The 15436-nt window shown below is 35.1% G+C and carries 14 protein-coding genes; 13 read left to right on the top strand and 1 reads right to left on the bottom strand.

Translation table 11 applies throughout. The features are described 5' to 3' along the window. Positions 1 to 7 precede the first annotated feature (7 nt). Positions 8 to 2524 carry a YhdP family protein gene (locus EL247_RS03655; RefSeq protein WP_104745650.1) on the bottom strand — a complete coding sequence of 839 codons (2517 nt, stop codon included), beginning with the start codon at positions 2522 to 2524 and terminating at the stop codon, positions 8 to 10. A gap of 1 nt (position 2525) precedes the next feature. Between EL247_RS03655 and mltG the strand changes: the two genes are divergently transcribed. The 13 genes from mltG to fdhD all read left to right on the top strand — a co-directional run bounded on the left by mltG (position 2526) and on the right by fdhD (position 15425). Further along, a complete protein-coding gene (gene mltG, locus EL247_RS03660; protein WP_005022830.1) occupies positions 2526 to 3476 on the top strand; it encodes an endolytic transglycosylase MltG in 951 nt (316 codons plus the stop codon). A gap of 156 nt (positions 3477 to 3632) precedes the next feature. Further along, positions 3633 to 4574, top strand: a complete 942-nt coding sequence (locus EL247_RS03665; protein WP_005022831.1) for a malate dehydrogenase — start codon at positions 3633 to 3635, stop codon at positions 4572 to 4574. Between the two features lie 83 nt (positions 4575 to 4657). Further along, positions 4658 to 4969 carry a 4Fe-4S binding protein gene (locus tag EL247_RS03670; RefSeq protein ID WP_005022832.1) on the top strand — a complete coding sequence of 104 codons (312 nt, stop codon included), beginning with the start codon at positions 4658 to 4660 and terminating at the stop codon, positions 4967 to 4969. A gap of 15 nt (positions 4970 to 4984) precedes the next feature. Beyond that, positions 4985 to 6112, top strand: a complete 1128-nt coding sequence (locus tag EL247_RS03675) for a 2-oxoglutarate synthase subunit alpha (RefSeq protein ID WP_054195746.1) — start codon at positions 4985 to 4987, stop codon at positions 6110 to 6112. 1 nt (position 6113) lies between these two features. Then, complete coding sequence (locus EL247_RS03680; protein ID WP_054195747.1) at positions 6114 to 6947, top strand: 2-oxoglutarate ferredoxin oxidoreductase subunit beta; 834 nt, start codon at positions 6114 to 6116, stop codon at positions 6945 to 6947. Next, positions 6944 to 7510: a 2-oxoacid:acceptor oxidoreductase family protein gene (locus EL247_RS03685; RefSeq protein ID WP_005022835.1), complete on the top strand. Its 567-nt coding sequence runs from the start codon at positions 6944 to 6946 to the stop codon at positions 7508 to 7510. Before EL247_RS03680 ends, EL247_RS03685 begins: the two co-directional genes overlap by 4 nt. Positions 7511 to 7783: 273 nt before the next feature. Next, positions 7784 to 9322 (top strand): 4Fe-4S binding protein, encoded by a 1539-nt coding sequence (locus EL247_RS03690; protein ID WP_104745649.1) that lies wholly within the window; start codon positions 7784 to 7786, stop codon positions 9320 to 9322. 1 nt (position 9323) lies between these two features. After that, positions 9324 to 9926: a TorD/DmsD family molecular chaperone gene (locus EL247_RS03695; RefSeq protein WP_104745648.1), complete on the top strand. Its 603-nt coding sequence runs from the start codon at positions 9324 to 9326 to the stop codon at positions 9924 to 9926. Between the two features lie 80 nt (positions 9927 to 10006). Next, entirely contained in the window at positions 10007 to 10201 is a 195-nt protein-coding gene (locus tag EL247_RS03700) for a twin-arginine translocation signal domain-containing protein (RefSeq protein ID WP_005022838.1), read from the top strand. 18 nt (positions 10202 to 10219) lie between these two features. Further along, positions 10220 to 13045, top strand: coding sequence for a molybdopterin-dependent oxidoreductase (locus EL247_RS03710; RefSeq protein WP_104745647.1), 2826 nt, complete (start codon positions 10220 to 10222; stop codon positions 13043 to 13045). A gap of 10 nt (positions 13046 to 13055) precedes the next feature. Next, on the top strand, positions 13056 to 13685 hold the full coding sequence (gene fdh3B, locus EL247_RS03715; RefSeq protein ID WP_005022840.1) for a formate dehydrogenase FDH3 subunit beta: 630 nt from the start codon (positions 13056 to 13058) through the stop codon (positions 13683 to 13685). Positions 13686 to 13695: 10 nt separating this feature from the next. Continuing rightward, the gene (locus tag EL247_RS03720; RefSeq protein ID WP_054198499.1) at positions 13696 to 14643 is read left to right on the top strand and encodes a formate dehydrogenase subunit gamma; all 948 of its coding nucleotides are present in this window, start codon (positions 13696 to 13698) and stop codon (positions 14641 to 14643) included. After that, complete coding sequence (gene fdhD, locus EL247_RS03725; protein ID WP_104745646.1) at positions 14643 to 15425, top strand: formate dehydrogenase accessory sulfurtransferase FdhD; 783 nt, start codon at positions 14643 to 14645, stop codon at positions 15423 to 15425. The genes EL247_RS03720 and fdhD overlap by 1 nt, the downstream gene beginning before the upstream one ends. Positions 15426 to 15436 lie beyond the last annotated feature (11 nt).

The raw sequence follows: 15436 nt of genomic DNA on the forward strand, positions 1-15436 counted from the left end.
GTTCCTTTTAATTGAAAATTTCAAGAGGTGATGTAACAATTCGCTTTAAGATATTAAAGGGAGAAAGTAAAATATCTTGTGTGGTTTGAGTTGTGATATTTGGATCTTTTAGAGGTCCCTTGATAGAAAAACTAGTAGAAATAGTGCCTTCTTTGCCTAATAAAATATAATTGACAAGAGGAATTTTATTGATAATTTCCCCTAATGATTTTGCGGTGATAAGTTGGGCATAAAAGTCAATATTTTGGTTTTTTATGTCAATAATTCCTTTTCCTTTAATATCAATAGATGAACCGATAAAATCTAAATTTTCAATGGCTAAAAAATCTTGGTTTAAACCAAAAATAATATTGCCTTCTTTGAGATAATATCCTTGATCATTAAAACCGGGCATTTTTAAACTAAGCAATGAAGGAATAGTATCGATAAATGCCATAAGGTTTTGTAGAGTATTGAGCTGGTTAATGGAAGTGTTTAAGAGATTGATTTTGCCTATGAGGACACCTTTTTCATTGGTGTTGGCATTAAGAAAGAATCTCCCATTGCTGAAGGCATTTTGTCCAATAAGGGTATTAAAAAATAAATCGCCAAATTCTCTTGCATCAATAGTTATAGAATCGCCTTTTTTGTAGATATCTGCTCGTCCATTTTTGTGGGTGAGTGTGGCTTTTAGTTCATCATTGATGAGTGAGAGAGAAAAAGAATCGCTTAAAATAGTGTATTTTTTGGTATGTAGATTACTATTTTTGCCTTGGATAATAAAAGGGGTATTTTGCTTGGAAGAAGTTTTTAATTGTTCTAAATCAATTAAGATTCCAAGATTGTTGAGTGTGAGTTGTTTGGATTGTTCATTTTGCCTAAAAATAAAGTTTTCATCTTGGGATTGGATTGAAAAATGAGTCGGATTGTAATGTAATTGCAATTCAAAGGAATTTAGAGGTTGGTTGTTGCTTTTGTCAAGAAGGATATTTTGTGTGCTTTGCACAGAGAGATTCCCATAAAATTCATTAAAATCTTTGGTGGTTATTTTGGCATAACCTTGTTGGATTTTGTATTCTTTGAGAAGTTGTGAAAAAGGCAAAAGGGCATTGAGGTCATTAAATTTAAAATAGTAATCGTCTTTGAGAGTGCTAAGGAGCTTGAGTGTGGGAAATTCAATCAAAGTTTGATTGTGTTCTTGGAAATTTACTTTAAAGGGCAAAAGGTGATTTTGGATAGAGAGAATCTCTGTAGAATCTGAAGAAATAAGAAAAGAATGAATGAGCAAATCACCACTTAAAGTTTTAGAAGTAGTATCAAGGATAAAGTTAGAATCCCCCTTTAGATAGTTTTTGTAACTAGAATTTTTGGTATTTACATTAATGAGATGGTTATCCATATTGACAGAAATATATTCCGAATAAAAAGGGATAGAATTTACCATTATGTCTGCATTGTGGCTTTTAAAGATGCCTTTGTAGTCAATGGAATGGTTTTGCAAATCGACTTTGAGATGCAGTTTGGTGTCTATTTTGGCATTTGGGGCTTGAATGGGGAGGGTTATATGATAGGATTCTAGCAAAGTTTCAATCTCATCATCTAAAGGGGAATTTGTATTGATAAATATTTCTAAAGAAGGATTAGTGAAAATATTTTTAATAGAAACTTGACTACCTGAGAGAATATGATTTTGGTAGTTTGGTGTATCTGGGTAGAATTCTAGAGCATTTTTTGCAAAAATCATTTTTACATTGGGGGAGAAAATGGGCGGTAAATTTTCTTTGAAAGTAACATTTGCATTTTTGACTTCCCCTGATACATAAAGTGAATTGAGAGATTCTGTGAGGATATTATCGGATTTAAGAGGGATTGTAAGAGAGAAGTCGTTGATTTTTGCAGAGCTAAGAGTGTAATTATCAAAAATCCAGCTTTCTAATATTTTGTTGTGAAAAGGGGGCAAAAGAGGGCGAAGAAAGTTGATGTTTTCAAAGGTGTTGCTAGAGCCTTTGAGATAAATATTTTCGGAGTTTCCATTCATTTGGAGATGGAGACTTGTCAGAATCTTATAATCTTTGATATCTAAAAAATCTATCCTCCCATTCATTTCTAAATTTTGTTTTTTGAGATTGTATTTTCCTTCACCGCGATAATAAATTCCCATTTCTTTTAGATAAAAATCATGGATTGTGATAAGCACTTGAGATGATTTTTCTATCAAATTGAGTTTTGTATAAAGCCATGGTAAATTGATAGTAAAATTATCTCCATCATAATTGAGTGAAGCATTGTAATCATCAAGAATAATTTGGTGGATTTGGATTTTTTGAAAATATTGTAGCAGTAAATGGATATTTTTAGCGTATTGGATTTGACTTTGAATGTCCATATTGCTAGATGAAGTTGAATATTCCAAATTGGATAAATTAAGGGATTGTATTTCTAAAATGAGTTTTTTATCTAATCTTAGATAAAATTCTTGGAATTGTATTCCAGCAATTTGGAATTGATGAATCCTAATTCCGTTATAAAGAAAGGTATAGAGCAAAATGAATGCTCCTATAAAAAACGATAAAAAGAAAGTAATTTTAAGTAATTTAGTTGATGGTTTTTTCATATTATTAATTGTCTTGTGTTTTTATCTACAAACACCCATTCATTCTAGCAGGATTGTGTATATCCCTCAAGGTGGTACTAATGAAATTATAGCATACCTTAAGAAAAATAATTTTGATGTGAATAAAATTGATGGCTATTTATTGCATTTTTTTGGCTATTTGCAAAGTGGTTGGTTGGATATTGGAAAAACTAATCTTGCAAAGGGAGATTTTCTATATGCCTTGATGACTTCAAAAGCGGCTTTAGAAGATATTATCCTAATACCCGGAGAAACATTATATTTTTTCATTCAAGAGATAGCATTGAAGTTGAATCTTGATGAAGAGAAATTGTATTTTGCTTATAGGAAATATGCACCTTATGAAGATGGTGTGATTTTGGCAAATACTTATAAGATTCCAAAAGGAATTAGCGAGACGCATTTGATGTATTATTTGGTAAATACATCTTTGAAAGAACATAGGAAGTGGGCGATTAAATTTTTGGGTGAATATGATCAAAAACAATGGTTTAAATATGTTGTGATTGCTTCAATTATTCAAAAAGAATCGGCTAATGAAGAAGAAATGCCATTAGTTTCAGCAGTGATACACAATCGCCTCAAGCTCAAAATGCGTCTTCAAATGGATGGTTCTTTGAATTATGGTAAATATTCTCACACCAAGATCACTCCAGAAATGATACGAAATGATACAACCTCTTATAATACCTATCGTTATAGTGGGATACCAAAAGCACCTGTTGGGAGTGTAAGCTTTAAGGCAATTCAAGCAGCTGTATTTCCCGCAAATGTTGATTATTTGTATTTTGTAAGAAACAAAAATGGCGTGCATTCTTTTTCAAAAAATTACCAAGAACATTTAAGGAATTTTTCAAAATAGCAAAAAATATTAGAAAAAGATTTAAAATAAGATTTATTTAAGAAAAAATAATTAAAAATATACATAAAAAGTTAAATAAAATTTTGCTTTTTAACATTTGAGAATATTTTGTGTATAATGTATGGTTTTTAAGAGAGATTAATTCTAAGGAAAAATATGGAAAGAGTAAAGAGAGTAGGCATTATTGGTGCTGGAAATGTGGGTTCTACTTTGGCTTATATCCTATCTGCAACAACTCCTTATCAAATTGTATTGCGTGATAAAGATAAAGATAGAGCAAGAGGAATGCTATTAGATATGTTTCAAGCTTCATGTGTGGGGGAGAATTTTGCTAAACTTGATGTAATTGCATCGCCAAAAGATTTAAGCGGTTGTGATGTGATTGTGATTGCAGCAGGTTCTCCAAGGTTGCCGGGTATGAGTCGAAATGATTTGCTTTTTGCTAATGCTAAGGTGATTAGCGAAATTGCAAAAGATATTAGAGAAAATGCACCAGAATCTATTGTAATTTTAGTAACTAATCCACTGGATGCTATGGTTTATACAATGCTTAGAGAAACAGGATTTGATTCTAAGCAGGTTTTGGGAATGGCAGGAATTTTGGATAGTGCGAGAATGGCAAGTTTTATTTATGAAAGATTGCAATGTGCGCCCGGTCAGATTGTAGCACCTGTAATGGGCGGTCATGGTGATGATATGGTGCCTCTTCCTCGATTTTCTATGGTTAATGGAGTGCCTCTAAGTGAGCTTTTAGAACAGAAAGAAATTGATGAGGTTGTCAAAAAAACAAGAAATGCTGGAGCAGAAATTGTTTCTTGCCTTAAAAAAGGATCGGCATATTTTGCACCAGCAAGAGCCACTGCAGAAATGGTGCGTGCTATTATGAGTGATAGCCATAAAATTTTACCTTGCTCCGTGTTATTGCAAGGTGAGTATGGGTATAGCGATGTTGTAGGTGGAGTTCCAGTAGAACTTGGGATTCATGGAGTTGAGAGGATAGTAGAGCTTAAACTTAATGAAGAAGAAAAGCTACAATTTGATAAATCTATTCAATCTGTAAAAGGATTGATTGATGAATTAAAGACTAGTTATTTTTAAATCGCAATCAAGGAGGCAGCATTATCGCAAACAATAATTTAGGTAAAAATTGTTAGAAAATAAATTTATAAGAGGAGTATAAAATGGGATTACTAAAAGCCCCTGATAATACACCCGTTTGGGTTAATGAAAGTCGCTGTAAAGCATGCGATTTGTGTGTGAGTGTTTGTCCAAGTGGAACACTTGCTATGTGCTTAGATGAACACAAGGTTTTAGGGAAAATGGTAAAGGTAATTAATCCAGAATCTTGTATTGGTTGTGGAGAGTGTGAGTTGCATTGTCCTGATTTTGCGATTGCGGTTGCAGATAGAAAAGAGTTTAAGTTTGCAAAATTGACAGATGAAGCAAGACAGAGAGCAGAATCCATTAAAAGTAATGGTTTTATGGCGTTATAAATTCAAGGAGAAAAAGTGAGTAGAGAATTTATTGCAAATGGAAATGAATTGGTTGCTCATGCGGCAATTGATGTAGGCTGTAAGTTTTTTGGCGGTTATCCTATCACGCCTTCTAGTGAAATTGCACACGAGATGAGTGTATTTTTGCCAAGAGAAAATGGAGCTTTTATTCAAATGGAAGATGAAATTGGTGGAATCTCAGTAGCTCTTGGTGCTTCTATGAGTGGAACAAAAGCGATGACTGCTACTTCTGGACCGGGAATTTCCCTAAAGGCAGAACAAATAGGCTATGGATTTATGGCAGAGATTCCTTTGGTGATTGTTAATGTAATGCGTGGAGGACCTTCTACGGGATTACCAACGCGTGTAGCACAAGGTGATGTAGCTCAAGCTGCACATCCAACGCATGGGGATTATCAATCTATTGCATTGTGTCCGGGAAGTTTGGAAGAAGCTTATATGGAAACAATCCGAGCTTTCAATTTGGCAGAAAAGTTTATGACACCTGTTTTTTTGCTTTTGGATGAAACTTTGGGACATATGCATGGAAAGGCTATCGTGCCAGATTTGGAAGAGATACAAAAAAATATTATTAATCGCCGTATTTATAGTGGAGACAAAAAAGATTATAAACCTTATGGTGTGCCTCAAGATGAACCAGCAATTCTTAATCCATTTTTTGGGGGCTATCGCTATCATATCACGGGATTGCACCATGGACCAACAGGATTCCCAACAGAAGATGCAACACTTTCTCAAAATTTAATTGACAGGCTATTTAACAAGATCCTAAGCAAGAAAAATGAAATTATTTCTTATGAGGAATATCAATTAGAAGATGCAGAAATTTTATTAATCGCTTATGGTTCTACCTCAAGAAGTGCAAAAGAAGCGATTGATCGTTTAAGAGATGAGGGGATTAAGGTGGGATTATTTCGCCCTATCACTCTATGGCCATCTCCAAAAGAAGAGTTAGAAAAATTAGGAAAAAGATTTAATAAGATTCTTGTTGCAGAGCTTAATAAGGGGCAATATGTTTCAGAGATTGAACATTCTATGAAAAAGTCTGTTAATTTATTGACAAAAGCAAATGGGCGACCTCTTTCCCCAATTGAGATTATGAATAAAATTAAGGAGTTATAAAATGGCTTTTAATTATGATGAGTATTTGCGTGTTGATAAAATGCCAACGCTTTGGTGTTGGGGTTGTGGCGATGGGGTGATTTTAAAAGCAATTGTAAGAGCCATTGATAAGCTTGGTTGGAATATGGATGATGTTTGTTTGGTGAGCGGAATTGGCTGTAGCGGACGCGTTTCTTCTTATGTGAATTGCAATACAGTGCATACTACACATGGTAGAACGCTCGCTTATGCCACAGGTATTAAACTTGCAAATCCTACAAAGAAAGTCATTGTAGTAGGTGGTGATGGTGATGGATTGGCAATTGGTGGGAATCATACAATCCACGCTTGTAGAAGAAATATTGATATTAATTATATTTTGATAAATAATTTTATTTATGGATTAACCAACTCACAAACTTCTCCCACAACGCCCAAAGGAATGTGGACTGTAACTGCACAATATGGGAATATTGATCCAAATTTCGATGCTTGTAAATTAGCAAGTGCAGCAGGGGCTAGTTTTGTGGCAAGAGAATCCGTGCTTGATCCTAAAAAAATTGAAAAAGTTTTAGTGGAAGGGTTTCAAAATGAGGGCTTTAGCTTTTTTGATATTTTTAGTAATTGCCATGTTAATTTGGGTAGAAAAAATAAAATGGGTGAAGCAGTTGATACGCTTAAATGGATTGAAAGCATGATTGTGCCTAAGAAAAAATACGATGAATTAAATGAGGAAGAAAGAAAAGGCAAATTCCCAACTGGTATTTTATTGCATGATACAAATAAAGTGGAGTATTGCAAGGCTTATAGGGAAGTGCAAGAAAAAGCTCAAGCAAAAAAAGGAGGTATTCGATGAGAAGACAACTCCGTTTCACAGGTGTAGGAGGACAGGGCGTTTTGTTGGCTGGAGAGATATTAGCTGAAGCACAAATTCGTAATGGTGGCTATGGTGTAAAAGCTGCTACTTACACTTCACAAGTGCGTGGAGGACCTACAAAGGTGGATATTTTGCTAGATAATGAGGAGATTTTGTATCCTTATGCTAATGATGGGGAAGTGGAATTTATGCTTTCAACCGCACAAATAAGCTATGATCAATTTAAAAGTGGATTAAAAGAAGGAGCTACTATAGTAGTTGAGCCAAATTTGGTGATTCCAAGTCAAGAAGATAAGAAAAAATATCAAATCTTTCCTATCCCCATTATTACCATCGCTAAAGAAGAAGTGGGAAATGTGGTTACACAATCTGTGGTGGCATTAGCTATTACAGTTACTTTAACAAAGTGTGTGGATAGGGATTTGGTGTTTGAAACGATGATTAGCAAAGTTCCTGCAAAAGTGGTTGAGCTAAATAAAAAGGCTTTTGAGTTGGGTGAGAAATACGCCAAAGAAGCCCTAGAAAAAGGTGCATTGCAATAAACTTCAATAAGCCACAAAGGCTTATTGAATGAAATCTGCTGATAATCTTCATAAAAAATATCTTTTAATTTCTTGTGTTTTTCTTGCAAATGGGGTATAAAAATATTTTAAAATTATTTTTTAGGTTTTTGTGTAACTTTTAAAATATAACAAATAATAATAATATATAAATATATATATATCGTAAATGTTAAAAAAAATATTGACTTTGCTTGAGATATAAGAGTAAAATTAAAACAATATTTTACCTCTAAAAAAGTGGAATCAAAAGAAATGAAATTAGAACATTTACCTTTAGGAAATTTACTTTTAGACCAAAAAGACGCAGTTTATAATGAAAAATTAGAAATTTTAAACCAAGTGCAAGAAATTTTTGATGATTTTAGGCTTGATATTCAAAAAAGCCTAGAAATTGATAATAAAATTGCGATTTTCTATCAAGCCCAAAATGGTGAAATCCCTAATGCAGTGCGTGGCTTTAGCCAACAAGCAAAAGACAAATTTGAAGTAGAGATTTTAGATGTAGATAATATCCAAAGGGTCAATGGGAAATTTGGTGCTTTTGAGGCAGAATCTGAGAATGGCAAAAGAGTAGGTTTTTCACAAGCGGTTATGTTTGTATATGATGAGAATCTTTTGAGATTCAAAGGATTTTTTAGTGTGGCAGATTTTGATAGTCCATTAGATTTGTTAAAAGCATTGGAAGCAAATCTTGGAGAGTATTCTTATAAAGAGATGATTGCTTATAAAGAGGATTTTTGTCAATACCATCATAGACGCGAGAAGCATTGCACCAAATGCGTGGAATCTTGTCCTACTTTTGGTGTTGGGGCAAATGATAGCTTGATGGAGCTAGTATTTTCTCCGATAGATTGTATTTCCTGTGGAGCTTGTGTTGGGGTTTGTCCTACAAGCTGTTTGGAATATAGCGAACTTCCAAAAGAGGGTTTGGAAGAGATTGTTGAGATTTATAAGAATCGCCAAATCTTTTTGTGTGATGAAGTTGGCTACCAGAAGTTGATTGAAAAAAATATTATTTTGCCTACTAATCTTATTCCGCTTGTTTTGCCTAATTTAAAAATGCTTAATGAAAATGATTGGCTGATGATGTTGCAAGTTAGTCAAAATGATATTGTAGTTTTTGGCGATAAAAGTTCGCAAATTGGATTTGTAAATAATATCACAAAGCAGATTTATCAAAGGGAGTGTATTTTGATTGCTGATTCTTTGGATGAGATTGAAAAGTGTGCTTTGGAGGTAAAAGGATTTGAATCGTATTTGTATAAAAATCGCTACTCCCGCCCTCATAGAGAATCTTTGGCACAAAGAATACAATATATGATAAAAGATAAAGAATTTGGCATTGCAAAGAGTGTCGCACCTATTTTTTATGGAGATTTGAAGGTGGATTCTTCAAAATGCACTTTGTGTCTTTCTTGTGTGGGGGCTTGCAATGTGAATGCAATTTTTGCAAAAAGCGATGATTTTTCTTTGCGGTTTAATCCTTCTTTATGCACCACTTGTGGATATTGTGTGGAATCCTGTCCTGAAAAGGTAATGGAAGTTAGTCGCGAGGGTATGAGATTAGAGGCGAGTTATTTTAAAAGTAGGGAGATTGCCAAAGATACGCCCTTTTTGTGTGTAGAGTGTGGGAAGCCATTTTCTACAAAAAAATCTATTGACAAAATCTTTGCTTTATTAAGCCCATCTTTTAGTGCAGATTCTAAAAAATTAAGAACCATTCAATGTTGCCCAGATTGTAAAGTAAAAGTAATGTTTCAAGATCAAATCAATCAAAAAGTCGGGGTGTAAAATGCTAGAGAAGCTTTCTAAAGAGGAATTAATGAATCTTAACAATGCAAGAATTTTGTATTATGATTTTTTGAATGGCTTTTTTGTTTTTGAGCTACTTGATGATAGAGTAGAGATTTTTCAAAAACAATTAGCAATTCTTAAAAACGCACCTTTAAGCGAAGAAGTAGAAGCGGATTTTTTGCTTTTAGAAAATGAAATCTCTTGCAATGGTATTGTAAATATTAAAGATGAGTTTTCAAGGCTTTTTGCATTGCCTTTTGGAGAAAAGCAAGTTGGGAGCCATTTGTCACATTTTTATGAAAATTGCGTAGGTGGAAATAGTTTGTTGCAAATCAAAGCTTTGATTAAAAAAAGTGATATTCGTATTAATTCCAAGGATTTTAAGGAAACAGAAGAGCATTTGGGGTTTTTGTTTGGGTTTATGAGATATTTAATAGAAACAGACAATGAAGAATTAGCAAAAGAGGTGTTTTTGTATGCTAATAAGGCTTTTTTGGGGCTTATTAGCGAGATTAAAGAAAGGAGAGATTCTGAGTATTATTTAGCATTAGCAAGAATTTTGGAGAGTTTTTTGAAATTTGAAGGGGAGGTTTATGCTTAAAGGGAAATGATTCCACAAAGGCTTTCTAAGATTAGAGAGTCTTTTTGGGATTATCCCAAATCTCAATTTAAGGAGCTTAAATGGAGAAAAGTAGGCGTGAATTTTTGAAAAACGCTACTAAAACTTCAATAGCGGTTGCTGGTGTCAGTGTTGCACTAGCAGGTTGTAGCAAAAAAGGAAGCAGTGAGAATCTAGTTCGTGGGAAATCTCCCAAAACAGAGATTCTTTATCAAAAAACTAAGCAATGGGATATGTATTATTCTGTGGCTAAATAAAAGAAAGGAGGTTAAAGTATGAGTGAAGCTATTAAAAGGCGTCAAACAAGGCGTGCATTTTTGAAAATGACTGCGTTAGGAAGTTTGGCAGGAGCTAGTGTAGCACTTGGTGCTGATAGTCAAAAGACAATGCGTCCTGCAACTGCACAAGAATTACAAGAGAAGTATCCAAATTCTCAAAAAATCAAAACAATTTGCACCCATTGTTCTGTTGGTTGCGGTATTGTTGCAGAAGTTGTTGATGGTGTTTGGGTGCGTCAAGAAGTGGCACAAGATCATCCAGTATCTCAAGGTGGGCATTGCTGTAAGGGTGCTGACTTGATAGATAGAGCAAGAAGTGAGACAAGACTTCGCTATCCATTAGAAAAAAAAGATGGCAAATGGACAAGATTAAAATATGATGAAGCAATGGACAAAATTGCCGCACAACTTAAGCAGATTCGAGAGGAAAGCGGTCCTGATGCAGTAATGTTTTTGGGGAGTGCAAAATGTTCGAATGAGCAAAGTTATTATATTAGAAAATTTGCAGCATTTTTTGGAACAAACAACATAGATCACTGCGCTAGAGTTTGACATTCACCAACAGTTGCCGGTGTGGCAAATACATTTGGGTATGGTGGAATGACAAACCATCTTGGCGATATGATGTTTTCAAAATATATTTTAATCATTGGGGCAAATCCTGCGGTTAATCACCCTGTTTCTATGGTGCATATCTTAAGAGCTAAAGAAAAAGGGGTAAAACTTGTTTGTATTGATCCGAGATTTACCAAAACTGCAGCAAAATGTGATGAATTTCATAGAATTAGAAGTGGGACAGATATTGCATTTGCATATGGGTTATTAAATCATATTATTGCAAAAAATCTTTATGATGAAAAATACCTAAAAGAGCGTGTATATGGCTATGAAGAAATCATCAAAGAAGCACAAAAATTCCCTCCAGAAGTGGCAGCTGATATTTGTGGAATCCCAGCTGATGAGATTAGACATATTGCAGAGGAAATGGCTGCGGCTAAACCTGCAAGTTTAATTTGGAATCAAGGATTGACGCAACATACAGTAGGGACTTCTAATACAAGGATTATGCCTATTTTGCAAATGTTTTTAGGGAATATTGGTAAAAATGGTGGCGGTGTAAATATCCTAAGAGGGCATGATAATGTGCAAGGTGCTTCAGATATGAATAACTTAGCAGATTCATTGCCGGGTTATTATGGATTGGGAGAGCCTGCTTGGAAGCATTTTTGTAAGCATTGGGGTGTAGAGTATGAATGGATGCTTGGACGCTTTAAGAATAAAGAAATGATGGAAGCTACCGGTTTTGCACACTCTACTTGGAAATTTGGTGTATTAGATGATGAAAATATGGCTAATAATGGTGGGACAAAACTCCGTGCATTAGTTGTTATTGGCTCTGGTATGACAACAGTTTCTTTGCTTGATTTGCAAAAAAAGGCAATGGATGCATTGGATTTAGTGGTTTTTGTAGATCCTTATGTGAATGATTTGGCTATTTATAGCGATAGAAAGGATAATCTCTTTATGCTCCCAGCAGCTTCACAAATGGAAACAGCAGGTTCTGTTGCTGCAACTAATAGAAGCTATCAGTGGAGAAGTAAAGTAATGGAGCCACTTTTTGAATGCCGTCCTGATGAAGAGTTTTTGTTTGGTTTGGCAGATAGATTGGGCTTTTTAAAAGAGTATCAATGGAGATTGTATGATATTGCAAAATCCAAAGGTAGAGATAAATTTATTTGGCCAGATGATGCAACTACGGAATTGACACAAAGCATACGAAGTATTGGATTGCAAGGGATGAGCCCAGAGAGACTAAAAGCACATCAAGAGAATTGGCATATGTTTGATAAGGTGACTTTAGAGGGGAGCGGACCTTTTAAAGGCGATTATTATGGATTGCCATGGCCTTGTTGGAGTGATAAGCACCCCGGAACGCCTGTAATGTATAATGATAGCATTCCTGTTATGCGTGGTGGTATGGGATTCCGTGTAAATTGGGGAGTAACAAGCCCTGATGGACAAAGCATGCTAACAAATAGAACTTTGCCAAATGCAAAATATCAAGGAGGACATGCTCCTATTAGTGCTGCAAATGCAGAATCTTTGGGTATTAAACTTACTGAAGAAGAAAAGCAAGCAATAGCAGGAACAACTTTTGCAATGGGAATTGGAAATAATATTTTGGTTGAGAAGGCTTTGGAAGCTGGACTTTGTCCTTATGGAAATGGTAAGGCAAGGGCAAGAGTATGGAATTGGTATGATCAAATCCCTCTTCATAGAGAGCCTTTGCATTCCATTCGCGGGGATTTGGTTAGCAAATATCCAAACTTCCCTGACAAGAAAAATCATTTTAGGGCAAATATTAAGTATATTTCTCGTCAAAATGAAAAAGATTGGGTAAAAGAATATCCAGTCAATATGCTAAGTGGAAGGCTTGTAGCACATATGGGAACGGGAGCTGAAACTAGAAGTGCAAAATATCTTGCTGAAGTAGAAGGTGAAATGTTTGTAGAGATTCACCCAGATAAAGCTGCAGAGATGAATATCCGCAATGGTGATCAATTGTGGATTTATGGGACAAATGGAGCAAGAATCTTGGTGCCTGCAAAAATTTCTACTAGAGTAGATTATAATAGTATTTGGTTGCCACAGAATTTTTCAGGAATGGATCAAGGAGAATCTAGACTTGAAAATTATCCAGAAGGCACTAAGCCTTATGCTATCGGAGAATCGGCTAATATGATTTCAAGCTATGGGTTTGATTATAACTCTGCTTGTCCAGAAACAAAATGTGGCTTATGCCGAATTGAAAAAGCGCAATAAGGAGTGAAAAATGAGTGATACTAATCAAGAGATCTTAGCGAATTTTTCAAGAATCAAATTTTATTGCGATACTAATCGTTGTATTGAATGCCATGGGTGCGATGTAGCTTGCAAAGAAGCTCATCATTTGCCTGTGGGCGTGAATCGCCGTAGAGTAGTTGTATTAAATGAAGGACAAGTAGGCAAAGAAAGTGCTGTTTCTGTGGCTTGTATGCATTGTGCTGATGCACCTTGTGCACAAGTTTGTCCGGTAGATTGTTTCTATATCCGTGCTGATGGGATTGTTTTGCATGATAAGAAAACTTGCATTGGTTGTGGATATTGTTTGTATGCTTGTCCTTTTGGCGCACCTCAATTTCCCAAAAATGGTGTTTTTGAAAGTCGTGGTGCAATGGATAAATGCACATTTTGTGCAGGCGGTCCTGAAGAGACTAATAGCGATGAAGAATATAGACTTTATGGACAAAATCGAATCGCTGAAGGGAAAGTGCCAATGTGTGCAAGTATGTGTTCTACAAAAGCACTTTTAGCTGGAAGTAGCGAGGAAGTATCTAATATCATTACGCATCGTGCGACTGTGAGAGGTGAAAATATCCCAAATGCTGTGCCAAATGTGTGGAAAACTGCTTATGGAAATTAAGGGGGATTCTATGAAAACTTGTAAAAATTTCTTTAGAATCTTTGTAATTTTCTTTGGGGTTGCTGCTGTTTTGTGGGCAGCTAATCCTAGCGTTCCACAAGAAGGTGGCAAACAATATGCAGAAGTGATAGAAGGCAATAATGCTCTGATGCAAAATCCTATGAATCCTAAACTCTATGGTGGTCCTGAAGTGGAGGCTATCAAGGCGTGGGGAGTAAATTCTCCAAATGCAGTGGGTTGGGGTGAGATTTTTACACTTTTGCAAGGGCATTATTTTGCAACAATTTTTGCTATTATCATTGTGTTGGTGCCATTAGCGTTTTTGGGACATTTTGTTATAGTAGGACAAAAGAAATTTTCCCACGGAAAGAAAATCAAGGTTTTTTCTACTTATAATATTGTTGTGCATTGGTGTGCTGCTATACCCTTTGTCATCTTGTGTTTGACTGGATTAATAATGATCTTTGGTGATAAGCTTGGTGGAGGTGGTTTTGTTAGATTTGCTAGAGATGTGCATGGAATTGCAACGATACTTTTTGCGATTTTTGGAGTTTTAATGTTTTTGATGTGGGTAAAACCTGCTCTCTTTAAACTCTATGATATTAAATGGTTAATGATCATGGGTGGATATTTGAGCAAAGAAAAGCGTCCAATTCCTGCAGGCAAATTTAATGCCGGTCAAAAAATGTGGTTTTGGGTTTGCACTATAGGTGGTTTTATGATGGTTATCTCTGGTGCATTTATGTTTTTCCAATTTAGCGATATTGAAACCTTGAGGATTATGGCATTAGCTCATAATGTGATTGGATTTTTGATTGTGGCACTTCTGATTACTCATATTTATATGGCTGTTTTTGCGATTGAGGGTGCTTTGAACTCTATTATTGATGGCAATATGGGTGAAGAAGAACTTGCGATTTTGCATAGCTATTATTATCAAGAATTGAATAAAGCATAATGGAAAGATTCTGCCAAAATTTACAGATTGAACAAATTTCTCCTAGTGGATTTATTTCTACTAGAGAGGATTTTGTCATTAATGAGGAGAGAATTGCCTTTTATCTTAATGGGGAGAAGTTGCTTTCTGTGATGAGTGTCCCTGTGGAGCAAGATTATCATATTGTTGGATTTTTGATGAGTGAGGGTGTGATTAGCAATATCTCACAGATTGATTCTATTAAAATTGCAGAAGATGGAAAATCTGTATGGTTGGAAGCACAGATTCATCAAGAAATGCTCAAAAATCTTTTTAGAGAAAAAACGCTTACTTCGGGTTGTTGTGTCGGAGTTGCTGGGAATTTAGAAGGAAGTGTGATTAAAAAGTTTATTGCAAATCCTTATAAGGTTACAACAAAAAAGATTTTTGAACATTTGAGGGAGTTTGAAGAAAATAGCCTATTGTTTTCTAAAACAGGTTGCGTTCATAAAGCAATGTTGGTCTTAAAAGAAAAAACTCTCATTTCAGAAGATATTGGGAGACATAATGCTATTGATAAAGTGATGGGTAAAGCAAGAATGCAAGGGTTTGATACTGAAGATTCTATGCTTTTTGTAAGTGGGAGATTATCTTTGGAGATGATTGTAAAAGCAGTGATGCATAATATCCCTATTGTGGTTTCTAAGGCAGCAGCAACTTTTATGGGGATTAAAGCTGCACAAGAAACCGGAGTTACATTGATTGGTTTTGCACGTGGAGAGAAGGCAAATGTTTATACGCATAGTGGTAGAATCTTAGGATAAGTTGGAAACAG

It is taken from the genome of Helicobacter pullorum (assembly GCF_900638355.1).
In the GTDB taxonomy this organism is placed as follows: domain Bacteria; phylum Campylobacterota; class Campylobacteria; order Campylobacterales; family Helicobacteraceae; genus Helicobacter_D; species Helicobacter_D pullorum.

Coding starts and splice junctions, on each gene's coding strand:
- EL247_RS03680 (WP_054195747.1), top strand. CDS start 6,114: ATGGCTTTTAATTATGATGAGTATTTGCGTGTTGATAAAATGCCAACG.
- EL247_RS03695 (WP_104745648.1), top strand. CDS start 9,324: ATGCTAGAGAAGCTTTCTAAAGAGGAATTAATGAATCTTAACAATGCA.
- mltG (WP_005022830.1), top strand. CDS start 2,526: ATGAATGCTCCTATAAAAAACGATAAAAAGAAAGTAATTTTAAGTAAT.
- EL247_RS03700 (WP_005022838.1), top strand. CDS start 10,007: ATGGAGAAAAGTAGGCGTGAATTTTTGAAAAACGCTACTAAAACTTCA.
- EL247_RS03665 (WP_005022831.1), top strand. CDS start 3,633: ATGGAAAGAGTAAAGAGAGTAGGCATTATTGGTGCTGGAAATGTGGGT.
- EL247_RS03690 (WP_104745649.1), top strand. CDS start 7,784: ATGAAATTAGAACATTTACCTTTAGGAAATTTACTTTTAGACCAAAAA.
- fdhD (WP_104745646.1), top strand. CDS start 14,643: ATGGAAAGATTCTGCCAAAATTTACAGATTGAACAAATTTCTCCTAGT.
- EL247_RS03720 (WP_054198499.1), top strand. CDS start 13,696: ATGAAAACTTGTAAAAATTTCTTTAGAATCTTTGTAATTTTCTTTGGG.
- fdh3B (WP_005022840.1), top strand. CDS start 13,056: ATGAGTGATACTAATCAAGAGATCTTAGCGAATTTTTCAAGAATCAAA.
- EL247_RS03685 (WP_005022835.1), top strand. CDS start 6,944: ATGAGAAGACAACTCCGTTTCACAGGTGTAGGAGGACAGGGCGTTTTG.
- EL247_RS03670 (WP_005022832.1), top strand. CDS start 4,658: ATGGGATTACTAAAAGCCCCTGATAATACACCCGTTTGGGTTAATGAA.